The sequence below is a fragment of the Roseovarius sp. BRH_c41 genome, assembly GCF_000961715.1.
In the GTDB taxonomy this organism is placed as follows: domain Bacteria; phylum Pseudomonadota; class Alphaproteobacteria; order Rhodobacterales; family Rhodobacteraceae; genus Roseovarius.
This window is the reverse complement of sequence record NZ_LADY01000053.1, coordinates 1-25,746: the sequence shown is the minus strand read 5'-3', so window position 1 is coordinate 25,746 and position 25,746 is coordinate 1. Positions and strand designations below refer to the sequence as shown.

At 60.6% G+C, this 25,746-nt stretch carries 22 protein-coding genes; 10 read left to right on the top strand and 12 right to left on the bottom strand.

Features of this window, described 5'->3' with window-relative positions:
- Positions 1–65: 65 nt before the first annotated feature.
- Together VR71_RS15345 and VR71_RS15340 are read left to right on the top strand one after the other, a co-directional pair.
- Complete coding sequence (locus tag VR71_RS15345; RefSeq protein ID WP_045685613.1) at positions 66–1,022, top strand: hypothetical protein; 957 nt, start codon at positions 66–68, stop codon at positions 1,020–1,022.
- 191 nt (positions 1,023–1,213) lie between these two features.
- Positions 1,214–2,164, top strand: coding sequence for a hypothetical protein (locus tag VR71_RS15340; protein WP_045685611.1), 951 nt, complete (start codon positions 1,214–1,216; stop codon positions 2,162–2,164).
- A gap of 30 nt (positions 2,165–2,194) precedes the next feature.
- Here VR71_RS15340 and VR71_RS15335 read toward each other — a convergent pair whose 3' ends face one another.
- Positions 2,195–3,301 carry an ELM1/GtrOC1 family putative glycosyltransferase gene (locus VR71_RS15335; RefSeq protein WP_045685608.1) on the bottom strand — a complete coding sequence of 369 codons (1,107 nt, stop codon included), beginning with the start codon at positions 3,299–3,301 and terminating at the stop codon, positions 2,195–2,197.
- A gap of 146 nt (positions 3,302–3,447) precedes the next feature.
- On the opposite strand from VR71_RS15335, the gene VR71_RS15330 reads away from it, so the two are divergent.
- Complete coding sequence (locus tag VR71_RS15330; RefSeq protein ID WP_009818837.1) at positions 3,448–4,377, top strand: sulfotransferase domain-containing protein; 930 nt, start codon at positions 3,448–3,450, stop codon at positions 4,375–4,377.
- Between the two features lie 136 nt (positions 4,378–4,513).
- Here the strand turns inward: VR71_RS15330 and VR71_RS15325 are convergent, their stop codons facing one another.
- Positions 4,514–5,320 (bottom strand): nucleotidyltransferase family protein, encoded by an 807-nt coding sequence (locus VR71_RS15325; protein ID WP_045685606.1) that lies wholly within the window; start codon positions 5,318–5,320, stop codon positions 4,514–4,516.
- Between the two features lie 48 nt (positions 5,321–5,368).
- Positions 5,369–6,520 carry a GNAT family N-acetyltransferase gene (locus tag VR71_RS15320; RefSeq protein WP_045685604.1) on the bottom strand — a complete coding sequence of 384 codons (1,152 nt, stop codon included), beginning with the start codon at positions 6,518–6,520 and terminating at the stop codon, positions 5,369–5,371.
- A 238-nt stretch (positions 6,521–6,758) separates the two neighbouring features.
- On the opposite strand from VR71_RS15320, the gene VR71_RS15315 reads away from it, so the two are divergent.
- Genes VR71_RS15315 through VR71_RS15300 form a run of 4 tightly spaced genes read left to right on the top strand, consistent with a single transcriptional unit; the run spans position 6,759 to position 10,520 of the window.
- A complete protein-coding gene (locus VR71_RS15315; RefSeq protein ID WP_009818834.1) occupies positions 6,759–7,727 on the top strand; it encodes a lysophospholipid acyltransferase family protein in 969 nt (322 codons plus the stop codon).
- Between the two features lie 27 nt (positions 7,728–7,754).
- Positions 7,755–8,402 (top strand): sterol desaturase family protein, encoded by a 648-nt coding sequence (locus VR71_RS15310; protein ID WP_040650665.1) that lies wholly within the window; start codon positions 7,755–7,757, stop codon positions 8,400–8,402.
- Positions 8,403–8,446: 44 nt separating this feature from the next.
- Positions 8,447–9,400, top strand: coding sequence for a lysophospholipid acyltransferase family protein (locus VR71_RS15305; RefSeq protein WP_045685602.1), 954 nt, complete (start codon positions 8,447–8,449; stop codon positions 9,398–9,400).
- Positions 9,393–10,520 carry an ELM1/GtrOC1 family putative glycosyltransferase gene (locus VR71_RS15300; protein ID WP_045685600.1) on the top strand — a complete coding sequence of 376 codons (1,128 nt, stop codon included), beginning with the start codon at positions 9,393–9,395 and terminating at the stop codon, positions 10,518–10,520. The genes VR71_RS15305 and VR71_RS15300 overlap by 8 nt, the downstream gene beginning before the upstream one ends.
- On the opposite strand, the gene VR71_RS15295 is transcribed toward VR71_RS15300, so the two are convergent.
- The 6 genes from VR71_RS15295 to VR71_RS15270 form a co-directional block, all read right to left on the bottom strand.
- Positions 10,517–12,256, bottom strand: coding sequence for an ABC transporter ATP-binding protein (locus tag VR71_RS15295; protein ID WP_045685598.1), 1,740 nt, complete (start codon positions 12,254–12,256; stop codon positions 10,517–10,519). The genes VR71_RS15300 and VR71_RS15295 overlap by 4 nt on opposite strands.
- 106 nt (positions 12,257–12,362) lie before the next feature.
- Entirely contained in the window at positions 12,363–13,322 is a 960-nt protein-coding gene (locus VR71_RS15290; protein ID WP_045685596.1) for a metallophosphoesterase, read from the bottom strand.
- A 54-nt stretch (positions 13,323–13,376) separates the two neighbouring features.
- A complete protein-coding gene (locus tag VR71_RS15285; protein ID WP_045685594.1) occupies positions 13,377–14,591 on the bottom strand; it encodes an aminotransferase class I/II-fold pyridoxal phosphate-dependent enzyme in 1,215 nt (404 codons plus the stop codon).
- Entirely contained in the window at positions 14,588–14,854 is a 267-nt protein-coding gene (locus tag VR71_RS15280) for an acyl carrier protein (RefSeq protein WP_009818826.1), read from the bottom strand. The genes VR71_RS15285 and VR71_RS15280 overlap by 4 nt, the downstream gene beginning before the upstream one ends.
- Positions 14,844–15,803 (bottom strand): NAD(P)-dependent oxidoreductase, encoded by a 960-nt coding sequence (locus VR71_RS15275; RefSeq protein WP_045685592.1) that lies wholly within the window; start codon positions 15,801–15,803, stop codon positions 14,844–14,846. The genes VR71_RS15280 and VR71_RS15275 overlap by 11 nt, the downstream gene beginning before the upstream one ends.
- Positions 15,800–17,605 carry a fatty acyl-AMP ligase gene (locus tag VR71_RS15270; protein WP_045685590.1) on the bottom strand — a complete coding sequence of 602 codons (1,806 nt, stop codon included), beginning with the start codon at positions 17,603–17,605 and terminating at the stop codon, positions 15,800–15,802. Before VR71_RS15270 ends, VR71_RS15275 begins: the two co-directional genes overlap by 4 nt.
- Positions 17,606–19,209: 1,604 nt before the next feature.
- Here VR71_RS15270 and VR71_RS15265 point away from each other — a divergent pair.
- On the top strand, positions 19,210–19,578 hold the full coding sequence (locus tag VR71_RS15265) for a cupin domain-containing protein (RefSeq protein ID WP_009818823.1): 369 nt from the start codon (positions 19,210–19,212) through the stop codon (positions 19,576–19,578).
- A gap of 357 nt (positions 19,579–19,935) precedes the next feature.
- Here VR71_RS15265 and VR71_RS15260 read toward each other — a convergent pair whose 3' ends face one another.
- The 3 genes from VR71_RS15260 to VR71_RS15250 form a co-directional block, all read right to left on the bottom strand.
- The gene (locus tag VR71_RS15260) at positions 19,936–21,441 is read right to left on the bottom strand and encodes a heme peroxidase family protein (protein WP_009818821.1); all 1,506 of its coding nucleotides are present in this window, start codon (positions 21,439–21,441) and stop codon (positions 19,936–19,938) included.
- A 332-nt stretch (positions 21,442–21,773) separates the two neighbouring features.
- Entirely contained in the window at positions 21,774–23,246 is a 1,473-nt protein-coding gene (locus tag VR71_RS15255) for a pyruvate carboxylase subunit B (protein WP_045685588.1), read from the bottom strand.
- Entirely contained in the window at positions 23,243–24,604 is a 1,362-nt protein-coding gene (locus VR71_RS15250) for an acetyl/propionyl/methylcrotonyl-CoA carboxylase subunit alpha (protein ID WP_296430462.1), read from the bottom strand. The genes VR71_RS15255 and VR71_RS15250 overlap by 4 nt, the downstream gene beginning before the upstream one ends.
- Positions 24,605–24,739: 135 nt before the next feature.
- Between VR71_RS15250 and VR71_RS15245 the strand changes: the two genes are divergently transcribed.
- Entirely contained in the window at positions 24,740–25,564 is an 825-nt protein-coding gene (locus tag VR71_RS15245; protein WP_045685584.1) for an IclR family transcriptional regulator, read from the top strand.
- Positions 25,551–25,746: hypothetical protein (locus VR71_RS15240; RefSeq protein ID WP_045685582.1), on the top strand; the 196-nt coding region annotated here is incomplete at its 3' end. The genes VR71_RS15245 and VR71_RS15240, both read left to right, overlap by 14 nt.

The following is a 25,746-nucleotide window of genomic DNA, read 5'->3' as shown; positions in this document are numbered from 1 at the left end:
GTTTGCTGCCGCGCGGGGGACGTATAACCAGACATGAGATGTCGCATGCAAATCAAGCCAGGTCCATGACAGGCCAACAGCCCACCGCCGATTACCCGACGCCGGATGGCCCGACGCTGGAGACCTCTGCGCCGCTGCGCGCCTTGATGGTCGCATTGGAGACCCGGTTTGGCGATGGTCTTCAGGCGGTGATCCTCTATGGATCGTGTCTGCGCAGCACCGATCTGCTGGACGGGCTGGTCGATTTCTATGTGCTGGTCGAGACCACGCCCAAGGCGGAACCGAACCTCTGGCTAAGGCTCGGAGGGCGTCTGTTGCCGCCCAATGTCTATTACCTTGAGACCCCCTTGGGCACTGAGACCGTACGCTGCAAATATGCCGTTCTCAGCCTTGGGCAGTTTGAGCGCGGCACCGGTCCCGGCTGGTTTCAATCCTACCTCTGGGGACGGTTTGCGCAGCCGGTCAAACCGGTCTGGTGCCGCTCGGCAATGATAGAGCAACGGCTGCATGCGGCGTTCCTGCGCGCGGGGGAAACCCTCTTGCGGCGGGCGATCCCGGCCTTGCCGCCGCAAGGACCGCTGGAGGCCTTGTGGCAAGGCGCTCTGGCGCTCAGCTACGCCACCGAATTGCGGGCGGAACGGCAAGGGCGTGCGGCGGAGCTGGCAGGACATGGCCGCGCCTTCTTCGAGGCCATGACGCTGGCGTTGGAGCCGCGATTGGCGGACGTGTTGCACGTGGAGGACCGGGGCGGCAGTCTGATCTATCAGAGCCACGCATCGGGGCGGGCGCGCCGTCTGGCCCCATTCCTCTGGGCGGTGCGCCGGGTGCAGGGTAAGGCGCTGTCGGTCGCGCGGTTGATCAAGGGGCTTTTCACTTTTGAGGGCGGGCTGGATTATCTGGCCTGGAAGCTCTCACGCCATTCCGGGCAGGTGGTCGAGATCCCCGACAAGGTCCGGCGCAGGCCTTTGATCTATATCTGGGGATTCATGCGCCAGCTCTATCGGCGTGGTGTGTTTCGCTAGACCTGCCATTCATGAGCAAAAACCCGCGTATTGACGCGAGCTATGTTTCAAAGGTGTCGGTCCAGAGGGTCAAACCATGATCCAGATCAAATACATGACAATTTTAATTGTGTTTCTGGACATGGCGTCTCTGGAAAAAGTCATGTATAGAGCCGCTCAGAACAAAAAACCGAGGTTGCGGATCCCCTATCATGAAACACGCAGTATTCATTCAGACGAACCACAAGCAAATCGTCGGCGCGATTGTCGCAGAACATGCGCTACGCCGCTATTCCACCAACAACGACAAGTTTGACGTGCATATCGTCAACAGCCGTGACTACCCGTTCTTCATGGCCCGTGAAGGTCAGGAATACATGCGCGACGGCGTCAAGCGTGTCTGGCTGAATGAGGATCTTCAGTCCTTTACGCCGACCCGCTTTATGCCGCCTGAGTTGATGGGCTATGACGGCCGCGCCGTGGTCATCGACCCCGATGTCTTTGCCTGTGCCGATATCTGGGACCTGCTGAGCCGCGACATGAAGGGCAAGGCCGTGATGGCGCGCATGCGTTCTGGCACCAAGGGTCTCATCGACAAGGCCTATGCCAGCTCGGTGATGCTGCTGGATTGTGCCAAGCTGAAGCATTGGAAGGTCGAAGAGCAGTTCAACGCCATGTTTGACGGCGACCACGATTATTCCCGTTGGATCGGTCTGCGCAACGAAGACCCCACGACGCTGGAGTTCATCGAAAACGAGTGGAACGATTTCGACAAATTCACCACCGACACCAAGATGCTGCACACCACGCGCCGCAAGACGCAGCCGTGGAAGACTGGCCTTCCGGTGGATTGGCGCCCCGCAGAGCGGTTCCGTCTGTTCCCGCCAGCCGCCTGGATTTTGCGCCTGCGTCGCAAAATTTTCGGGGAATACGGCCTGATGGGCAATTACAAAGTGCATCCCGACAAGAACCAGGAGAATTTCTTTTGGGGTCTGGTCAAGGAATGCGTCGAGCAAGGCAAGCTGACGGAAGAGTTCCTGCGCAAGGAAATGGAAGACAACCACGTGCGCCACGACGCTCTCGAAGTCATCGCGCGTGTGCCGAGCCTGCCCGCCGCCCCGGCGCATCCGTTGAGCACCGGTGATCTGGCCAAGGCAGCCTGAGCAAAAGTCTGGCGCGGCTTCGGGCTGCGCCTATGAGAAAAGCGCGCGAATTCTAACCGCCGCATCCTGCGCTCCGCCCGAAAGGTCGGAGCGCATTTTTTCTGTCCATGTCTCGCCTTGAGCGATGAGATCGGGGGCTTCGGAAAGCCATCGCGCTTGATTATCCCGGACCAGAGCCGCTTGGATACGCGAGATGTCGCGGCGCATGCGTCGCGGGGCAAAGCGCATCGCAAGCGCGTGGCTCAGCGGTTTGGGACGCAAATTATGCGGATGCGACCACCAGCCCCCCTGCGGATCGCCGGGGTCAAAAAGATAGAGCGGACGGTCGAGGCTTGCGGCCTCTGCCAGCATCGACATGCTCTCGCCGGTGACGACGAACCGATCCGCGAGCCCGAGATAGGTGGCATAGGGATTGGGAGCCTTGGTGTCACGATCATGCCACCAATAGGTCTGAGCGGGCACGTCGAGGGTGGCGACGACCGCCTCGGCCACGGCGCGGGGGGTGCGGGGGCTGCCGCTCACCAGTGCTGTGCCGCCGGTCTGACGCAGCAGCCGGTTCACGCCCTCGGCCAGATGCCGCCCTTTGTCCGGGGTAAAGACAAACGGGCCGCTGTCGCCGCCGATCAAAACGGCTGTAAAGGGGCGTGGCAGATGCGCGAACTGCGGGGTTCCCTCTGCTGCGGCGCGGTCCACCGTCGCCCGGGTGAATTGGTGCATCGGCAGCGGATTGATCAGAACATTGGCGCAAGGGTCCAGAAAATATTGCGGCGTGCTGACGATAAGATCGTAACACGCCAGCGGTGCCCACGGGCGACCAATATGCACCAGCCGCGTTTTGCCCCCCGACTGGTGCTTGATCCAGCGTGCCACCGGCTCGTTGCGGCGCCCGGCGCTGATGACCAAATCCGGCCAAGGCGGGGTGAGCGGGCTAGACGAGGTCCGGTCGATGCCAAGCAGAGTGGATCCCAGCAGAAGATGTGGCAGGAGTTCCCAACTCCGGGCCAGGATCGTCTTGCGCTCAAAGGGCCACCCCAAGGCCTCGGCCAAGGCCAGCACTTGCGTGTTGTCGCCCGCTTTGCGCCCCAAGAGACACCAGACCACAGGCTGTAGAGATGCGGTGTTGCGATCCAAAGACATCTTCCCTCTTTTTGGGTGATGCGGCCCGAGCCATGACACAGAATAGCCTCTGGCGCACCTGCGGACAAAATTACCCATACAAAGACCGAGCGATACCCTCTATGAGCAACGCACGAAACCCTGATCCCTGACTAGATTGCCTGAATATGACCAATACATCCTACCGAGAGATATGGGAGGTGGCCTCGCGTCACCTGACGCTCACTGCCCTCTTCTTCTGGCCCAAAGCCAAGAAGATCGCCCTGGAACGCCGCCTGCGTGGCAAACAGGAATTTGCCAAGCTGCAAGCGGCGGATTGGGCGCTGGTGTCTTGGGGCAAGAGCGGGCGGACGTGGTTCCGGGTCATGCTGTCGCGGTTCTATCAACTGCATTTCGGTCTCGAGACCGACTATATGCTGGAATTCGACAATTTCCATCGGCTCAACCCGAATGCACCCAAGGTTCTGTTTAGTCATAACAATTATATCCGGGATTATGTCGGCCAATGGGATAATCTGGAGTACTACAAAGGCAAGAAGCTGGTGCTTTTGGTGCGCGATCCGCGGGATGTGGCGGTGTCGCAATATTTCCAATGGCGGTATCGCATGCTGCCCCGGAAAAAGGTGCTGAACGCCTATCCGCCGCATGGCACCGACGTCGAGATTTTCGATTTCGTCTGCAATCCTGCGTGTGGCATCCCGCGCATTGTCGAGGCGTTCAACGTCTGGGCCCGCTCGGTGCCAGAATTAGGGGATAACGTGCTGGTCGTGCGCTATGAGGATTTGCGCAGCGATCCGGCGGAGGTGTTGCGCCAAGTGGTCAGCTTTACCGGGATTGATCCCAGCCCCGATGATCTCGAAGCGGCCAAGGACTATGCCGCCTATGAGAACATGAAAAAGCGCGAAGCGACGAGTGATGGCATGCGTGGCAGTGGTCAGCGGGTCAAGCCGGGCGATGAAAGCAACCCCGACTCCTTCAAGGTGCGGCGCGGCAAGGTGGGTGGCTATCGCGACTATTTCACGCCCGAGCAATTGCTGGTGGTGGATGCGATGGTCGAAGACGTCCTTGATCCGGTGTTCGGGTACACTGGGGGCTGACGGGGACGTTGGTCCCAAGCGATAAGCCATGTGGTGCGCGCCCGGCGGGTCGGACGGGCGCTTCGCGCCTTGATTCCGCGCTTTGGGCATTGCGGCTCATGTCAGCAACAGGCCCGTCTCACTCTCTGGTCTCGGTTCACGCGTCGGAGTGTTTCGCCGAGGCTTCCTGGCTGTAGCGCTGCACCAGAACGTAGTCGGACACGGAATCGACGTCCACCGAGGCATGGGCATAGGGTAGGATCACGACGCCGATGCGCACCCCGACCCTGCGGGACAGCCCGGCGAGCGCCCGGTCAAGGCTGAGCCAGCCCAGTCGGTAGCGCAGCAGCGCCCAGAGACCGAGGAGGCGGATCACCACAAGTGGCTTTTTGCGCTCCTGCTCTACCTGTTTCCAAAAGTCGGCCACGCGGCGCCCGTCTTCGGTCATGAAGGCGAAGAGATTGCAACCGCAATAGCCACCGTCACGAAAGCGCAGAACGGTCTTTTTCAGGTCAGGATAGGTCTCGCGGACCAGATCATAGGGGGCCAGACCGATCACCACATCGCAGCCGCTTGTCGCACTGTCGCGGCAGAAGTGATCGACGATTTCATCGGTCAGCAAGGGATGGTCGGCGGTGGTGATCAAGACCGGCTGATCTCCGGGAAAGCGGCTGAGCATCTGATGGGCGCTGGTGCTGGGTGAGACCCCGGAGGCTGTCCAGTCCACCACGCGCCGTTCAATGAGACCGGCCAGCCCGGCATCGCTCTGGACACATGCCTCTGTCGGGCCGCTGAGATGGATTGAGGCGACGTGGGTTGACGCCTCGAGCGCGTTGATCACGCGCCGGATCATCGGGGTTCCGTCGATGTCGAGCAGCGCCTTGCAGGCCACGCCTGTTTCGTCACGCAGGGCGTCACGGTCTGCCCGTTCGCCCGCAAGGATTACGGAAGCAAAATCTTTCACGGTCTTACTTTCTCAGCGACTTGCTGTCTTGTTCGGTTCTCGGACCGTCTAAAGCGGTTTCTGGTACACGCGATACCGCTTGTAGATCGTGCTACCGATCGCCTCGATGATGTGTCGCATGCCATGATTATCCTCGAGTATCCAGCCCATCTCGACCGATGTGACGTTTCGTTGCTGCATCGCCTTGCGCACGGCTTCGATCACCAGAAAGGCCAGCGTCGGCCCGAGGCGCGCGTTCTGGTATTCCTTGCGCACGCCCATCAGCGCGACGCGCGCGCTCTTGGGGCCGCGCACCTTGAGCCGCCACAGCAGTTTTGCCCAGCCAAACGGCAGGAGCCTGCCGCGCAGATCACCGATCAGCTCGTTGAGATTGGGAAAGGCGGTGATAAAGGCCACCGGGCGCCCGTCGATTTCGGCGAACTGGATGTAATCGTCGGACAGCAGGAAGGAGAGAACCTTGGCTGTCTCGGCGAATTCCTCCTTGGTGAAGGGCACGAATCCCCAATTGTCCGACCATGCATCGTTGAAGATGTCACGCATCGCTTCGTAATCCGCCACCTTCGCCTTGCTGTTGAGGGGGCGGATGGTCACCGTGCGGCTGGCGCGCGTCGCCAGTTTCGTCATCACCTCGGGAGCCACGAAATCGGGGCGCACCTTGTAAGTCAGAAGATCCTTGATCGCGTTGAACCCCTGTTCCTCGATCCGGGCTTTGTAATAGGGCCGCGCATGTCCCATCATCACAAAGGGTGGATCGTCGAAATTTTCGACCAGAAGGCCGAGGTCTTCGTTGATCGACAGATTATAAGGACCGCGCAGGAACGAGGCCCCCTGCCCGCGCAACCAGGTTTGCGCAGTCTCAAAGAGCGCAGCAAAGACCGCCGCGTCATCAATCGCCTCGAGCATTCCGAAATAGCCGATCTTGCCGCCACCAATTTCCTCGGGCTGGAGGTGGTCAAGCTGTGCGGTGATCCGTCCAACGGGCGCGCCGTCACGATACGCCACCCAGCACGCAACCTCGCAATGGGCAAAGAGGGGTTTGTTTTCAAAGACACGTTGCTTTTGTTCAAAGATCAGCGGCGCAATCCAGGCCGGATCGTCTGCGTAGATACGTTCGGGGAGATGCAGAAAGTCCCGTACTGTTTGACCGTTCTTGGCCTCGACCAAGCGGATTTGACCGCGATCGGAGGATGCTACTGACATGAAGTGCCTTTCTCGCCGTGACGGGGCCCCGCCGCTGAGGCGCGCGGATGGCTGATACCAGATATCGTGAGGCTGTCCACGCACCACAAGGGACACAACCAGAACCTGCGTTGTGCCGTCATCCATGTCCCAAGAGGCAAAGCGACTGAACGATCCTTGGAAACTGCTTGCAATTCCGGCACCTAGCCTCAAATAACATCATAAGTATCCACACTGAATAAGAAGAAGTCGAGTCTCATTGGCCAAATTCATTCTTGCAAATGCGTATCGTGACAAGGTGTTCAATAATGTTGTCGCTCGGAACACGCTGTGGTTCATCGACCTTGTCGTTGTATCCGCTGTCATGGGGCTATTCAGAGCGATTCCAGTGGCTTGGGCATCTGCCATTGGCGCAAGGCTCGGCCTGATCTTTGGCAGGATCCTCAATCGGCGCAATCTGGATGTGCGCGCGAACCTGACTCTGGCGCTGCCGGACAAGTCGTCGGCAGAGATCGAGAAGATTGCCAATGAGGTCTGGGCGAATGCGGGTGCCGTGCTGGCGGAGTACCCCAATCTGCACAAGATCAGCGACCCCCGGCGGAATCGCATCGAGGTCGAGGTTCTTGAGCAAATTCCCGCCTATTCCCTGCCTGACCAACCCGCCGTTTTTGTCTCCGCGCATTTGGCCAATTGGGAGGTCATGGCGACTGCGATTGCACGTTTGGATATGCGCCCCTGTGCGATGTATGCGCCGCTGTCCAATCCGTGGCTGGACCGCATGATGCTGTCCTATCGCAAGGCGTTGGGCTGTGAATTGGTGTCGCGGGACGAGGGGCTGCGGGCCTTCATTGATGCTCTGAAAGAGGGCCGCTCGCCGATAATGCTCACGGATCGGCGCGTTGACGGGGGAAAACCGATCCAATTCTTTGGCGAGGAACGAGATACATCGCTTCTGCCGGCGAAGCTTGCTTTGCGCTTTGGCGTGCCTTTGGTGCCGGTTCAGGCCGAACGGTTGCCGGGCGCGCGGTTTCGCGTGCGGTTTCACCCCCCCCTATACCCCAGTGACCCAACCCTTGACCGCGACAATCAGGCTGTTGACCTCGCGCGTCAGATCAACGAAAAGTTCGAGCAGTGGATAACTGCAAGGCCCGGAGAATGGCTTTGCACGAGCAAAATCTGGCCGTCTTCTGTTCTTCGGACAAAAACCGACATATATAGAGACGTATAAAGTCGGCGCATATCAGGAGTGCCCCCCATGTTAAATCACCAACCCAGTCGGACTCATCGTGTCGATGAGTCGGTGCGCCTGTTCGAGAACCCGATTCTTGAAAAGTTGAGCCATGTCCATCCGATCGTTCCCCTGCTTGTCTGGGGACCGGTCGCGGTCTGGCTTTTGGTGCGCGCGGTTAGCGTGCATGGAATCGGGCTGAGCGGCATGGTGGTGATTGGTATTGCCGGGCTCGTGACCTGGACGCTGGCCGAATATCTGCTGCATCGTTATCTGTTCCATTTCGAGGCCAAGACCGATATGGGGCGCCGGTTTCTCTATCTCTTTCACGGCGTGCATCATGACACGCCGCAGGACAAGACTCGCCTTTTGATGCCGCCTGCGGGCGCGCTGCCGATCATCGCGGTTCTCTACCTCATGTTCTACATGATCCTGCCCTACCCTTGGGCTGAACCGTTCACCGGGTTCTTCATCATCGGCTATCTGGTCTATGACTATATCCACTATGCCACGCATCATTTCCCGATGCGGCACCCGGCGCTGAAATTCCTCAAGCATTACCACATGCGGCACCATTTTTCGGATGATGCCGGCCGCTATGGGGTCAGCTCGCCGCTCTGGGATATGATCTTTCGCACCTATCCGACCAAGCCGGAACGCACCGAACGGAACTAGGCACAAGCGAAATCCGCGCCGACAGTCCGGGAACGGGTATTGCCATGGCTAAATTCTTTCTCACGCCAAAGGGGCTGATCGCGCGGTTTCCCTGGGTTCAGACCCCGGCTTGGATGCTTGAGGCGGGCGTGTTCTACCTCTTGCTCGGCTTTGCGCGGGTGCTGCCCTATCGGTTTGTCGCGGCGAGCTTTTCGCGGGCTTTGGGGTGGTTCGGCTATCGCAACGCGCAAAAGCGCCGCACCGTGGGGCGCAACCTGTCGCATGTTTTGCCAGATGCCAGCGAGGCAGAGCGCGACGCGGTGATGCGCTCTATCTTTCGCTCGACGGGGCTGGCGGCGGCGGAATTGTTCCTGCTGGAACGGTTGTGGCAGCAGCGTGCGGAGAGGCTGGAATTTGCAATTCATCCCGACGCGCTGGACATCATCGAACGCAAGGAGGCGATTGTGTTTGCAACCGCGCATGTCAGCGCTTGGCAGCTTTGCAATCTGATCGGGCGCGAGAAAGACCTGACCATCTCGGTCATCTACTCGCCCGAGCCAAACCCCTGGCTGCATGGTTTTTTCCTGTCGCTGCGCCGCGCCTTTGGGGGGCCGCTGGTCCCCAGTGCAGGCGGCGCACGTGAACTTTTGCATGAATTGGCGGCGGGCCGGTCGGTTGGCGCGGCCTTTGACACGCGCATTGACCAAGGCGAATTGGTGCCCTTTTTTGGCACGCCGACGCCCACCAGCACGCTGCCCGCCATGCTGGCACTGCGCGGCTATCCGCTCTTGCCGATCCGGGCTGTGCGCCTGCCCGATGCCCGCTTTCGGATCGACGTTCTGGCACCGCTGCGCCCGGCCGATCCCGATTTGCCGCGCAAAGAGCGAATTATCGACATGACCCATCGCCTCAACCTGATTTTTGAGGGGTGGATACGCGACTATCCCGGCGAATGGATCTGCATGAAACGTCGCTGGGCCAAGACCCGCGCCACCGATCCGCAGTCACCCGATGCCTGAACCGGAGCAAAGCCCGCGTGTCTGGGTGCTGGATGCCTACCGCTCTGGCGAGAAAACGCAGGTGCGTGCCTTGGCGCAGGGGCTTGGATGGCCCTATGAGATCAAGAGCCTGACCTATCGCAAGTTTGAGATGCGGACCAATCTGTTGCGCGGCAGCGATCTGCGTGGCGTGGATCTGCCCAACTCGGACGCCCTTGCGCCGCCTTGGCCCGATCTTGTGATTTCCATGGGCATGCGCAACGAACCTGTCGCGCGCTGGATCAGGGACCAGTCGGGCGACCGCACGCGGCTGGTGTTTCTGGGGCGGCTCTGGGCCGATCCCGCGCGGTTCGATCTGGTGATCACCACGCCGCAATACCGGGTTCCAGACCGGCCCAATGTCCTGCGCAACGCCCTGCCCCTGCATCCGCTTGGTCCGGCCCGGCTCGACGCGGCGCGCGCGCAGTGGGCACCAAAACTGGCGCATCTGCCGCGACCTTACCTTACGCTGAACATCGGCGGGCCAAGCGGCCCCTATGCCTTTGGGACGCGCGCCTCTGCGCGGCTTATACGCGATACTTTGGCCTTGGCGCAGGCGCGGGGTGGATCGCTGCTTGTCAGTTCCAGCGCGCGCACCCCGCCTGAGGCCATCACCGCCTTTGCCGCGCAAACCGACGTGCCGATGCAGCTTTATCGCTTTCGGCCCAACGATCCGGACAATCCCTATCTTGGTTTTCTCGCCGTTGCGGATGAGATCATCGTGACCGCCGACAGTATTTCGATGCTGTCCGAGGCTTATGCGACGGGCAAGCCCGTGCATATGTTCGATCTGGGGGCTGGCGCGCTCAGCATGCGACACGATGCGTTGATGGCGATTGGAGAGCCAGCGCAGGCGCGTGCCTTGGCGCGGCAGGACCATGACCGCCCGGACCTGAGCCTTGGCGCGCTAGCTTATCGTGCGCTGATGCGCTGGGGCTGGAAACATCTGTCGCGCGATATCAGCCAGATGCACCTGCGGTTGGTGCAATCGGGCCGGATGCGTTGGCTGGGTGAGCCGCAGGGCGCGGCGCAGACGACGCCACCGTCCAGCGACATGGCGCGCGCGGTAGCGCGGGTGAACGCGCTCTTTGGGCGCGATTAGGCGTCCTCAACCCCGACTTGAGCCCCGTCTTGTGCCCCCGTCTTGCGCACCGTCACAGGTTCCAGCCGATGCACGATATCGGCGGCATCCGACAGGCTGCTGTTATGGGTGATGACGAGGATCGTGAGCTGTTCGCGCAGGCCGCGCAACGTTTCGATGATGGCGGCCTCACTCTCTGGATCAAGCGCGCTCGTGGCCTCGTCAAGGATCAGAAGTTGCGGTTCGTTGATGAGGGCGCGGGCGATGGCGACCCGTTGACGTTGACCGCCCGATAGCCGCCCCCCCCGCTCGCCCACGACCGTGTGAACGCCCTCGGGCAATTCGCAGACGAACTCCCAAGCGCCGGCTTTTCTCAACGCCTCTTCGACCCGCATCTCGGAAATCCGGGGGTCGCCGAGCGACACATTGTGGAGGATGCTGTCATGGAGCAGGACAGTCTCTTGGGGGACATATCCGACCATACGCCGCCACGCCTTGAGGTCGATGTCCTCAAAGGCCACACCGTCGATGGTGATCTCGCCGCTTTCAGGCCGGAGGAGGCCGATGACAAGATCAATGATCGTGGTCTTGCCCGATCCTGACGGGCCCACCAGCGTTGTCATCTGATGCGCGGGAATCTCCACATCGAGACCCGAGAGCACGGTGTTGCCGTCATAGGAAAACGCGATGTCACGCAATACGATACCTTGGGTCAGCGCGGGGGTGGCGTGGCCGCCCAGATGCTCTTGTTCCGCCTCGGCGCGTCGGTTGGTGTCGATCAGCGACCAATAGGCACTCTCGCTCTGCACCATCTTTTGATACTGCTTTTGCACCTTGCCCAGAAAATTATAGCCGCGCCCCAGCGTCACCGCCAGCATCAGCACAATGGCGAAATCCATCGACAGCACCCCAAGCGCCAGATAGACGCCAAAGGCAATGACCATGATGAACATCAGGTCCTGACCAGAGTTGAGCGCGGCGCTGGCCAGAACCTGACGGCGCAGCGCCTTGTTGAGGCGGTTGGTCTCGTTCTTGAGCAATTCATCCACCAAGTGTTCGCGCGCCATCGCCTTGAGCGGTTTCACCGATTGCAGTGTGTCGGTCAGATGCGACATGAGCGAGACCATGAGCTCGGTCTGTTTCTTGCCCGCCTTGCGGGTCATGCGCACCAGAAAATGCGACAGGCCAATGATCACGATGCCGCCAATCAGGCTGAGCAGAGTCGCTTGCCACGAGATCACCACCGCGACCGAGGTATAGACCAGCGCCTGAATGAAAAAGGTGAGCGCGGTTGCGCCATTCATATAGGCATCGGCCGCGCGCTGTGCCTCGGTGGCCAGCGTGTTGGCCAGCTTGCCCGCCGGCTGATGCAGAAAGAAATGCCAGCGGCTGCGCATCATGTTGCGCAGGATTTGCAGGCGCAGGTCGGTGGCGACACGGGCCGCCGTATAACCCACCTGCCGCTGTGCGATCAAAAGCAGCACCGCCTTGAACGTAGCCGCCACCACGATCAGGATCAGCAGCGCCCCCAGCGTGACGGGAATCCCGGCCCAAGCGAGCACATCAAGCACGACCTGTTCCAACTGTCCCGGCGGTTCTGCCAAGCTGCCCGAGGGATCGGTGTTGAGCACGATCTTGAGCATCGGAAGCATCGCCGACAGCCCCAAACCTTCGGCAAGGCCCGAAAAGAACAGCGCCAGCACCATGAGGAAACTGGCCATCGGATAGGCGCGAAAGAGGTTCAACATCAGGCGCATAGGAAGTCTTTCATGGTCTTGCAAGACAGCTTGCGCATGGGTGCGCCGGTCTCTTGTGGTGGAAGCGCGCGCAGGGCGCTTGCCGCATTGGAGGCGTGGGGTGTCATCACGGCGCGCATGCTGCATGGGCGCGCGCCAGTGTCAACTGGGTGCGGTGCCTCGCTGCCATCTCTGCAGCGCGTGTCGCGTGCCGTGCCGTGACGTCAATCACCCAACCCCCGGACATGGGCGTGAGGTGGTAGAGGTGATAGGCCGCCGCTTCGGGAGAGAGGGACGAGGCCGAGGGCACGCCGATGACCGCTGCCGCCCCATCGCGTGTCGCAAGCGTCTGGTGATGGGTGCGGTGGCTATGACCATGCAGCACCAGTTCCACGCCCTCTGCCTGAAGCAGCCGGCGCAACGCGGCCCCATCCCGCAAAGCCTTGCGCGCCGATACCGTGCCATCGAGCGGCGGGTGATGGATCATCATCACCCGGCAGAGGCCCTCGTCACGCGCCGCCCGCAGCAGATGCGCAAGCCGCGCCAATTGCGCCGGACCGACCGCGCCGCTGGCAAAGGCCGGGGGGGTGGCCACGGCGCTCGATACGCCGATCAGGGCAAGCATCCCCCGCCGCCGCATATACGGAAAGGCGTCAGACGCATGGGCCGTCACGGGTGCGGCATCGCCCTGCCAATAGGGGTGCCACTGGGCCGCGCCCGCCTCCCATGCGCCCCGGATGAGCGCGTCGTGATTGCCAGGGATGACCATGACGCGCGCCGGATCACCCAAGCTCTCAAGCCAGCGGCGCGCGGCGCGATACTCGCTCTCCAGCCCAAGGTTGGTCAGATCCCCCGTCACCGCGATGAGGTCTGGCGCATGACGCTGCATATCCGCGATTAGCGCCGCTAGGATTTCTGGCCGGTGATGATGGCGGCGTTTGCGGTGCCACGACAAGAGGCTCAGCGCGCGCTTGTTCAGCACCGCGCGCCATGGCACCGGCCCCGTCAGCGGCAGATGCGGGTCCGACAGATGCGCCAGCGTGATACCCGCGCCTGTCTCTGGGTCGGATCGCACCTGCCCTGTCATGTGTCTGATGTCCGTCTGCGGTTGGACGTGCCGGGCATGGCCCGGCCCGCCGATTTACTGCGCCGCCGTGCTCTGGCCGGTACGGGTGGCCGCCTCGGGTGCGACCGTCTTGAACGCCGCGATGATGGCGTCGATTTGGTCAAAGCTATGCGCCGCACTCAGGCTGCACCGCAAGAGCGCGGCCCCTTCGGGTGCGGCAGGTGGCAGCACGAGGTTGACGTAAACGCCATGCTCCATCAGCGCATTCCAGATCCGCGCGCCTTCCTCGCGCGAGGGCACGCGCACGGCTATGACCGGGGACACGGGCGCGGCCAACTCATAGCCCGCCGCATTCAGCCCGTCATGCAGGCGCGTGGCATTGGCCCAGAGATTGGCCTTGAGTTCGGGCCGCGTGCGGATCGCCTCTAGGGCGGCGGTGGCAGCACCGATGCTCGCTGGGCTGGGCGACGCGGTAAAGATATAGGGGCGGCTGCCATAGCGCAGCAATTGCAACTCGGGATGGCGGCTCACGCAGAAGCCGCCCAGCGACGCGAGGCTCTTGGAGAAGGTGCCGGTGATGAAATCCACCTGATCGAGAATTCCCGCCTCTTCGCAGAGGCCCAAGCCACGGTCCCCGTAGACGCCAAAGGAATGGGCCTCATCGACCATGAACCACGCGCCATATTCCTTGGCGATGGCGCACAGCTCGGCCAGCGGGGCGGTATCGCCCAACATGCTGTAGAGGCCTTCGGCGATCACCAGCGCGCCCTTGGCCTCATCCCCAAGACGCCGCAACCGCTTGCGCAGATCCTCGGGGTCATTGTGGCGGAAGGCAAGGAAATCGGCACCGCTGATGCGGCACCCGTCATAGATGCAGGCATGGCTATGGCTATCCAGCACGACCTTGTCACCGGGGCGCAGGACGCCCATCAAGAGGCCCAGATTGGTCTGATAGCCGGTCGAGAACACCATGGCCGAGGGCACGCCGTAGAACTCTGCAAAGGACCGCTCGAGCGCGGCATGGCAGGCAAAGCTGCCATTGGCCATGCGCGACCCGGTGGTGCCACTGCCCTGCTCGTGCAGCGCGGCACTGGCCGCCGCCAGCACCGCCGGATCAAAGGTCAGGCCAAGATAGTTGTTGGTGCCTACAAGGATGGTCGGGCGACCCGCAATCATCGCCTCGGTTGAGGACAGGATGCGCTCCATCACAATCCGGGTGGGATCGGCCTCTTCGGCCCCCAATGCGTCACGAAGGTGCGCCAGTTCGGCAAAGCGGTCTGAAATGCTCATGATTTTTTCTCCACAAGCAGTTTGATCTGATCGGCGAGGTTCTGGACCGTATCGACATTGGCCATCATGTTCAGAGGGAAACTGATATCAAAGGTGTCTTCCACCTCCATCAGCAATTCCATCATGTTGACGGAATCGAGGCTCATGTCGGCAACAAGACTGGTTTGCGCAGTCAACTCACCGGATTTCACGGGAAACTTCGACAGGCGCTCGAACAGCACGTCGAGGATTTCCTGTTCTAGGTCTTGGGTCTCATGTGACATTGCTTATGCCCCTATCAGATTTCAACGGCGTCCCGCGCAGGATCGAGGATAGCCCATTTTCCAGAGAAATCAGCGGCTGCCACCCGGTGTCGCGGCTGATTTCGGTGTTGTCGCACACCCAATCGGGGTGGCGTAACTCATTGACCTTGCCCGGCGTCAGCATCGGCATATACCCGAACAGGCGCGAGGCAAGCAGATTGATCCCGGCGACGGATCTCAGAACGTGCTCTGGTATTCTCAGACGCCAGCCGGGTCCACGCCCTGCCACCCGTTCGACAATCGCCGCGATCTCGTCCCAGCCATAGCCCGCCTCATGCCCGTCGTGGAGTTCATAGGTACCCTGTGCCGGGCTGTCCAGAAGTTTGACAATCGCTTGCGCAAGGTCATCCACATGCAAGAGCGAGGCGCGCGCGCCGGGGACGCCCGGCAGTGGCACGATGCCGCGCGCCATGGTCTGAAAGAGCGGCACAAGTTCGCGATCCTCTGGGCCATAAATCGCAGGCGGGCGCAGAATCGCCGCGGTGAACGCCGCGCCGGAGGCCGCCTTGGCCAGCCGCTCTTCGCCCGTGCGCTTGCTGGTTGCATAGGGCGAGAGCTGCGGTTCGCGGGCGGCAAGCGAGGATATCAGGATCACCCGGCGCAGCCCAGCCGCCTGCGCGGCCTCTGCCACATGGGTCACGCCATCGGCGTTCACGCCCAGAAAATCCGTCAAATCGCGCCCGCGCACTTTGCCTGCCACGTGAATGACCGCGTGCGCACCATCCATGAGCCGCAGCAGCGCCGCCCTGTCCGAAAGGCCGCCTGTCACAGTCTCAAGCTTGGGATGCGAAAGACCAACGCCCTGACGATGCACCAGCGCGCGCACCGGGCGCCCCGCCTCAAGCAATTGTCCGATCAGGGCGCGTCCGACAAAGCCGGACGCGCCCGTAACGGCCACCGGGCCGGTCATGCGATGTAACGGGCCTGCGGCATCGTCTCTTCAACGGGCAGGGTCCCGACAGGGTCCGGCGTATGCTGGACCTTGGCGGCCTGACGTCGACCGAGGTAATCAAGGCGCGCCCGCGCCCGTGCCAGCTTGCCCGAGGACGTGCGCGGCAAGGTGCGGGTCGGCACCAGTTCGATGACGCAATCTATGCCATATTCAGACCGCACCAGCGAGGCGATGGTTTTGATCAGGCGCGCACGCTTGATCTCGTCACGCTCACGGCATTGCAAAACGATCACTGCCGTTTCCTGCTGATCTTTCTCGGATGGCACCGAGAAGGCGGCCGCATCGGTATAGTTGATGCCCGGCTGCGTCTTGGCCAGATACTCCAGATCCTCGGGCCAGATGTTGCGGCCGTGGATGATGATCATGTCCTTCTGGCGTCCGGTCACGAACAACCTGCCATTCGCCAGATAGCCAATGTCGCCCGTATCGAGCCAGCCATCTGCGCTCAGACATTCGCGGGTGATCGCCTCTTCCTGAAAATAGTGGCTCATCACGCTGGGGCCGCGCAGGTTGATCACGCCAGCCTGACGCTCTGACAGGTCATTGCCATGCTCGTCGCGGATCGCAATTTCAAACGTGGGCAGCAGCGCGCCGCAATCCACATAACGAGCGACGCGGCGTTTGGATTTCTGCGCCTCTTCCGGGTCGAGCGGCTTGGCGATGCTGTCTTCCTGCATGGTTTCGGCATCGACATAGTCGATCTTGAGTTCCTCATCGAGCCCGGCAAAGCTGATGCCCAGCGAACATTCGGCCATGCCATAACAGGGCAGGAACGCGGTCGATTTAAAACCCGACGGTGCCAGCGCCTCGGCAAAGCGCTTGAGCGGCTCGGGATTGATCATCTCGGCACCGACACAGGCCACGCGCAGCGCGCTGAGATCCCATTGTTCGGCATCGCTCTGGCGCACACGCATGGCGGCAAGGTCATAGCCAAACGGCGGGCCAGAGGTGATCGTGGTGCGGTTGGCCGACATCATTTCCAGCCATTTGCGGGGGCGCATGGCGAAATCCTGCGTGCCCAGGAAATCAACCGATCTCTGGGTAGCCATCGGCATCATGATAAAGGCGACGAGGCCCATGTCATGGTAAAACGGCAACCAAGATCCAAAGCGGTCCTGCTCGGTCATCTTGAGACCGTTGGTGGACATATCGTTGATATTGGCGAGCACCGTTGTGTGGTCAATGACGACGCCACGCGGAAATCGGGTGCTGCCCGACGTGTATTGAATATAGGCGATGCTCTCGGGCGACACGGTCGGCAGCTCGTTTGTCGAGGGCGTCAGGCGCTCAAAATCATCCGGGGTTCCGACAAAGGTAAGGTCAGCACCGGTGGTGGCTTCTTCGAGAAAGCTCATCCATTCGGTCGGGGCCATCGCCACGGATGCACCGCAATTCTCGATCAGTCCGCGCAGTTGTGCGACATAACCCGCATGACCGCCGATATGCATGGTCGCCGGAAGAGGCACAGGAACAAGCCCGGCATACTGGCAGGCCCAGAAGAAGCGCACGAAATGCGGCGAGGTTTCGGCCACCAGACCAACCCGCCCCCCCGGCTCAAGCCCAAGCCCGATCAGGCGACGCGCGAGCGCGATCACCTCGACCTGCAAATCGGCATAGGTGGAGCTTGCGTAAAGTTCGCCACGCGCATTGTAGAAGTTGACGCCCGTGTCGCCCTTGGCGGCATAGTCGAGCGCCGCGATCAACGTCGTGAAGTCTCCGCGCCGTAACGCGAGGCTGTGCGAACTGCCTGTCGCCTGCATCTCAATTTTCCTTATTTCGCTTCCGACTGCTGTCGGTTTGCCCTCTTTGATGACAGTTATATGGCATCTGGCGGTCTCCTGACACAAGCTGGCGTTTCTGGTCAAGAGAGTGACCGAACGTGTGTCGGGCCAGTTTGACCGCGAAGATGGCCCCTTTGCATCTGTCGCGGGTCGTCGGAAATGCGCGTCTGATGACCGTCTTCCTCAACGGGTTCCCAAAAGGCGCAGGCGGATAGACCGGCTCTGCGGATCAGCGCCCAAGCGCACCGCCAAGGACCATCCGATCATGGTCAAGTTCACAGCGGACTGTCATGCGGCGGCAAGCCGGACCGGACAGATCACCCTGTGCTGGAACTCTCTCGGCGCGATGGAACAAGATTTACTATTAAGTGTTTTAAAGCAATTGCTTAGACATGTTTCATGCTGAAGTGCCATCGCTGTCCGCCTGAGGGCCACAGCCTTGGGGTGGGCCTCATCGACCACGGAACGAGAGACAATGAACGGACTCAGAACCGCTCAGTCTAGAGCCCGCCGCCCTAATCTCTGTTCGCAGCCTGTTCTGGAGAGGACCGGACACCCTCTGCAACGACATGCGCGCGGGCCATGATAGAGCCGCCGAAAATGACGCGAGCCGTGGGCAAAACAACATAGGCAACAAGTTGCCCCTGATGTCACATTTGGTTTCCAAGCCGTAACATAAACACTAGATACGCGAGGCTTGAGGCGTTGTGCTCGGAATAACACGCTCTGGACGCCGCGAAATGCGAAGCGAAAGAATCCCGCCTGTTACCCCGGAATACGCCCCGGACGGCCGTAAAGAAGGAGCCTGCCGCTCAGATCTCCGCGCGACCTTTGAGCGGGCCTTTGCATGAAACCGGGTCTCTCTGCATCCTGAGAACGATGGCATCGTGGCTGGTCTGACACGGGCATGTAACGCGCCCGCCTCACCTCAGAGGCCGCTCCGAAAGTGGCCGCTGTGAAGGATGCCGGATCTGCCGATTGAGGACCGAACATCGCGGGCTGTCCTCATCGAGACCAGCCTTGAACTTTGACTGCCCAAGCAAATTCGATGCGGCCACAAATACCCGAGTATGTGGCCAAATGGCGGAGGGAATGGGCCTGAAATCCTACCTTCTTTTGTGGATTCAAACAGGGTCATTGTTACCGCCTCCTCCGCATTCCAATTCAATTGTTTTTCTCATTCTAAGGCTACTGCCAGATGAGTCGAACCAATCTCAGCAAGGATAAAAGTGTTATCCTTTATCTAGCTTCGCGGTGCTGTTCGATTGAATGGTCACTCATCACGATCCGGAGTCGTCGAGCGCCACCGTCATAGGCGTAACCTTGACCCAAACTGACCGAAAGCGGCTCGACAGATATGTCTGTTATGCTGAACAAGGTCGTTGTTAGGTGCGATGCATGAAGTCTCACGGCCCGATCCATCCATATTCGAGCGATCAGGCGATCATAGATGATGCTCGGAGCGCGAAACACTTGATCCGACTATGCGATCAGGCGATGTTGCCTTCAAACGACATGCCACTCGGGGAATGTCGGGTGATCCGTCTCAAAACTTTCCCAAAGTCTGAAGGAACCCGCAGCAGATGAAGCCGATCAACCCTCAGGACCGCCGCATCGCCAATATTCACCAGGCCAACTTCACACCCTTCGTTTACCCCGACGGCGTTGCTCTTGGCGATGCGGTCCTGCAGCTTGACGACAGCCGCGCATTGGGAACCGGCTTTCACGTATACCGCATGCCGCCGGGCATGCGCACGCGCGGGCATCGCCACAACGGCCACGAACAGTTTCTAATTCTGGAAGGCGAGCTGCACGAAAACGATGGCACCATTCTGCGCGCAGGTGATCTGGTCTTTTACCGAGATGGCACCGAACACGACTCCTTCACCCCAAACGGTTGTCTGTTGGCCGTCCACATCGCTGCCGAGGAAACGCCGATCGAGTCACTCTGACAGGCGGCCATACCGATCAGAACGATCACGCGTCTTGATTTGACCATGGCAACGCTTGTCTAAATGTTTGGTCCCGCAGCTTGTTCCTGTTGCGCTGGATCTAAGCCAGTACTTTCCAACTTTGCGCGACCCACCATCGCCGAGCCGCTGCCGCTGGCAGTGGCGTGCCGCGCCTCTATAGGAGATACATCATTCCGTACATTGCTATTAAACTACCCAACTAATGGACTAAAATCCTTTGGTCCTCGTGAAATCTGCATAAACATATCACAGCGGCTGGACCACTTCAGACGGGGCATTCCACCACCGAAAGGCTGCGGGTGTAGCGCATTTGGGGACGAGGATATGGTCAGTTCCCTAAAGCCGCTTTGCGAACCGTACCAGATCGGAAAGATCGAGCGGATAATGATCCGGCTCATTGATAAGGCAGTCCTTGTCGAACGTGGCACCGGGCTTGGCAATGCAGGGATCCGGAGCCCAAGCTCCGTCCGCAAAGGGCCTGAGGAAACTGTCTGAACAGAGCCGCAGCATCCCGCCGAACACCTCCATCAGCAGAGCGGACCCAAGCGGCCCGTAGTGCGCGCCGCCGGAAGAAATCTCGCTCTCCCGCAGAAGGTAATAGAACAGCGGGGTGTGTTTTGAGAGATCCTTGCCGCTCTTATGCAGGACAGCCCCCACCCGCTTCCAGCCATGCACATCGTCCAACATCAGGTCCGCGACATCCAGCGGATATCCCTTGGCCTTTAACTCTTTCGCGATGTCCTGACCGGACGCCACGCCTAAAGCCGAGGCCCGCATGAGATTACGGAACGCAAGAGCGCGGTCGTTCGGATTGCGGCTGCCGACAATTGGCAGATTCATCAATTCGTCCGCGAAGGCCGGATCGAACGCCTTCGACATATGCGGCACAACGCAGGGGCTAAGGTGCAGGAGGAAACTCCAGTCGGGCACAAGGTCTTCTGGCAGCGCGGTGAAACCCAACGTTCCGAAAGTTTCGTCGAAAAGCTGGACCTCCTGGTTGGCTGCGTTGAGCGCGTATCGATCGCGCACCATTGTATGTCCCACCCTGTAAGCTGCGGTCGAAAACTCCACCGGCATTGGTAGCTTGCCATGTTTGTCCAGCCCGTAGCATAGAGGAAACTTGGCTTTCGGATTGCATAACTTGGCGGCCGCGTAGGCAAAGATTTCCGGGTCGCAGATGCGCTTGAGAAAGTCAAACAGTACGACGAACTGGTAGTGATACCGCGTCTCGCGCTGTGCCTCTTCGAACCGGCGCCAGCCCTTCTGGGCGATGTCGCGCTGATAGACGCGTTCATCAAAGATCCGGTTGTGAAGCTGATGCATGGCGAGCTGAATCTGGGCGATGAAGATGTTCTCGTCGTTTCGCGGATCACCGATCAGCGCCGTTCCGCCAGGGGAGCGGGGTAAATCATAGCCGTTGGCTGCTACTCCCAGATGATCACCGCTGTAGATGTGCGGGCTGCCCTCGGGGCCGAACCCATAGACGCAGTCCAAATCGAGACTAGCAGAGCGCACGTTACCGAGTTCTTCGGCCACGAATTTGTGGACATCATTCTTCTGCGGGCTTCCGTCAGCTGGTCGAAGAGCACTGGACACATCCAGCGTCACGTCATGATCGACGAACTGGGCAAAGAAAATATAGCCCACAGGAACTTTCGAGTCCGGCGAGACGCTATCGAAATCGTGCATCACCCCGCCAGGGCCGCCGATTGCGGCGGCCTCCTCTTCAGTAATTACAAGCGGCTGAAGTTGCGGGAAAAGGTGGGAAAACTTGCCCACTGCGATGTGCGAACATCCGCGGGCCTTGGTGACTCCATGATGACAGGGGGTGGGGGAGGTCATGTATTCTTCTCCTAAATATTGATTAAAATGCAGGCTTTTAATTAAGTCTTATCAGAAGGAGAGTAATCCCAACTGAGTTCTAGTCAAGAGGGAGTTGCCGTAGCGTAAGGTAAGCAGCGGCTTTCCGCGACCTGCTCACACTCGCCTGACGTATGCCAAAAGGTGAGCCGCCAATTTAATCTTCGACGAAGCCCTACTTTCAAGTGCGTTGATGACCAGTCGAGCTACCTCTTTTCTCTTCGAGAACGCATTGGCGTCGACAATAAACAGGCACTCCGAAACATGGTCTGGCCTATCTCAGCAGGAAATTTAAGGGTTCCAGACAATTTGTCTTATCGTTGCTCATCTCGCGTTCCCACAGTCTTTTCAAAATAGTGAAAGCTAGTGATGTCCGGGCGAGCCGCGATGCCCTTGATCAAGGTGAGCAAGGGAGTTTCGCCGAGGGGGTAGTCCGTGCGGATGGGTCCGGCAGCCTTGAGCGCGGAATACTGCCCGTCGTCGTAGAAGGCCGCGAGCAAAAGGTCGTCATCGCTCTGGAATGGGCCGCGCGTAGCGCGCAGGCGTTTGATCGCAGGCGGCACCAGAAGGCCGGGGCGTTCGGTGATCGGCTCCTGACCACGGGTGATCTTGTCATAGAGGTTTGGATCAATCGGGCCCGCAATCTCGCCATAACCGCCGCGCACGTAGAGCCGCACCTCATCGGGGACGGATTCGTAGCGCGGCCTGCCCTGATCGCGCCCCATAACGTTGAGGATCGCTTGCGTCACGATGTATTGGGCAAAGGGGCTGACGATGATCGGATAACCCAGATCCTCGCGGACATGCCACGCCTCTTCGAGAATGTCGTTGAGCCGTCCCTGAAGCCCCATGCTCTCGAGTTGATAGGCAAGGTTGGAGACCATGCCCCCGGGGCATTGGTGACAGAAGTGGAACTCGTCGTATTCCCGCACCTCGCCCACCGGCTTGCCTTCGACCTCGGCGATGAAGGCCAGACGTTCGGCCACCTCCTCGATCGGGCCAAGGTCGATATCCACCTCAAAGCCACGCCGACGCAGATTGCGGGTGACAGTCTCGGTCGGGCTGTGGCTGACGCCATTGGCGAGGGTTGAGGTGGCGGTATGCACCACATCGACACCATGCTCGACCGCCTGCAAGACGACGTAGGGGGCGAGGCCAGAGTTGCAATGCGTGTGGATCTGCAACGGCATGTTGCCCATCACCGTCTTGAGCGCGGGCACCAGCGTGGCGATACGCTCGGGTCGCAAGAGGCCGCTGGCATCCTTGAGAAAGATGCCATCGACACCGAGGGCCATCAGCTCTTTGGCTTTCTTTCGGTAATAGGCGTCGGTGTGAACCGGGCTGAAGGTATAGACCAGCCCGCCCACCACATGCAGGCCATGTTGCTTGGCTGCCCGAACGGGGATTTCGAGATTGCGCATGTCGTTGAGCGCGTCATAGGGGGTGTGATAGCGCATCCCGTTGGCTGCAAAGCGCTCTGCCGCCAGTTCTACGATGTCATCGGGAAAGAACTCGAAGGTAAAGAGGCTCTGGCCGCGCGTGTGGATGATGAGCGGGGTTTCGGTGATCCATTGATTGAGGATACGCATCCGCACCCATGGGTCTTCGCGCAGGTAGCGCACGCAGACGTCGAACACGGCCCCGCCGACGAGGTCGATCGCCTCGAACCCGGCGCGGTTCAGCCGGGGAGCGATGTCCTGCATCATGGCGGTGGTCATGCGCGTGGCCCAGAGGCATTGATGCGCGTCGCGCAGGGTGACGTCTACCAGACGGATGGTACGGCTCATTTTTCCCCCTCAAAGACCTGCGGCAAGAAGCGTTCCTCGACCCATTTCGTGTGAATCCTGCTCGCCGCGAAATCCGGGTCGTGGACCAGCGCACGGTGCAGGTCGATGGTGGTGTCGATCCCCTCGACCTTGAAGGCGGCGAGCGCTGCGCGGGCGCGGCTCAGGGCGTGGGCGCGGTCCGTGCCATGAACGATAAGCTTGGCCAACATCGAATCGTAATAGGGCTGCACCGTGCTGCCTGTGGCGACAAAGCCGTCCACCCGGATGCCCGGCCCGCGCGGCGGCTCCCATGTCGTGATCCGTCCCGGTGAGGGGCGGAAATCATGCCGGAACGATTCGGCGTTGATGCGAAACTCGATGGCATGGCCACAGTCGGCAGGGGGTGGACCAACCGACAGCGACTCGCCGCGTGCGATGCGGAATTGTTCGGCCACCAGATCCGCGCCGGTCAGCATCTCGGACACGGGATGCTCGACCTGAATCCGCGTGTTCATCTCGATGAAGAAATACTCTCGGGTGTCGGCATCAAAGATGAATTCGACCGTCCCGGCGCCGCGATAGTTCACACCCGCGGCCAGCCGAAGGGCGCTGTCCTGAATATGCGCGCGTTCCGTTGGGGTGAGGATGGGCGATGGGGCCTCTTCCAGCAATTTCTGATGCCGCCGCTGCACGGTGCAATCGCGTTCGCCCACATGCACGGCGTGCCCGGTGCCATCGCCAAAGACCTGCACCTCGATATGCCGGACATTCGCGATGAACCGTTCGAGATAGACCGACGCATCGCCGAAGGCCTGCTGCGCCTCGCGGCTGGCCTGTGAGAAGAGCGCCGCGAATTCCGAGCGGGATCGGGCGATTCTCATGCCGCGGCCGCCCCCGCCCGCGCTGGCCTTGATCAGGATGGGAAAGCCGATGTCGTCAAGAAGATGCTCCAGTTGGGTGGGATCATTGACAACACCGTCAGAGCCGCGCACGACCGGGACGCCGAATTTGATCGCGGTGGCGCGGGCCGCGGCCTTGTCCCCCATCAGGCGGATGGTTTGCGCCTCTGGGCCGATGAAGATCAGCCCCTCGGCGGCACAACGCTCTGCGAAATCGGCATTTTCGGCCAGAAACCCGTAGCCGGGATAGATCGCATCGCAGCCCGTGGCGCAGGCGACATGCAAGAGCGCATCGACATTGAGGTAGCTTTGGGAACTGGGCGCAGGGCCGATGCACACCGCCTCGGACCCCGCCCAGACATGGGGCGACGCCGCATCCGGCGCGGCAAAGACCGCCACCGATCTAATGCCAAGCGCGTTGCAGGCCCGCACCGCCCGCAACGCGATTTCGCCTCTGTTCGCAATCAGGACTTTCTTCACGGTGATCCCGGTCCTTGTGCTGCCATGTTCCCTAGCCTCACAAAATTTGAAAAATTGGCAAGCAAAATTTCATCTTGTAAAATTTTTCATTCCGGATTTTGATAATATGAAGATTCTGCTCTATGAGGACCCTGCATGACCGCTCCGCTCAACCTGTCCAATCCGATCGGCGACCGCTCGAGCGTTTCGCAAAAGACCTTTGCCGTGATGGAATGTGTCGGGTCATCGGGGCGCCCGCTGACAACCTCTGAAATCGCAGTGCTGCTCGACATGCCGACACCGACGGTGCATCGGATCGTGCATCAACTGGATATGGATGGGCTTTTGGTGCAGGAGGCGGGCAGCCGTGGGTATGTGCCCGGCCCGCGCCTCTTCAACTTTGCGCTCAATGTGTTCCAGACGGCGGTGCGGCACGGCTCCAAGCATGCGATCCTCGAGCGGCTGTCGGCGGCGACCGGCGAGACCTGCAACTTTGGTATCATTTCCGGCGGGGCCTTGCTCTATGCCGACCGGGTCGAGGCCTCTTGGCCCTTTGGCCTGCGCTACGAGGTGGGGTCGCGCGTGCCGCTGCATTGCACCTCGATGGGCAAGATGCTGTTGGCGCATCAACCCAAGCGGCGGCGCGAGCATCTGCTGTCCCTGTCGGATCTGCATGCCTACACTGCCACGACCATGACCGACTTGACCGTGCTCGAAGAGCAGTTCGCCCAGATCCGGACGCAAGGCTATTCGCTCGACAATCAGGAGTTTCTGGCCGGTGTGATCTGTGCCGCCGTTCCGGTTCGGGATGCTCGGGGCAAGGTTTGCGCGGCGGTGGCCGTATCTGCCCCGCAGGCGCGCATGCCGATGAGCCTTGCGATCCGGCACATCCCACGACTTCTGGAGGCGGCTGACGAGATTTCATCAGCCTGGGCGATGGACGAGGCCGAAGCAGGTGAGGATGGACATGCCCGGATTTAAGGAAATCGGCGAGATACTGAGCATTATCGACTCGTCCTCCTGTGACGAGGTTGTGCTTGAAACCCAGGACATCAAGCTCGTCGTGCGCCGAAGAGGGACGGGGCATGGAGAGGCGAGCGCCGCAGCGGCCCCGGTTGCCCCGGCGGCTCAGCCCGCGCCAACGGGAGCCAAGGCGCAGGCCG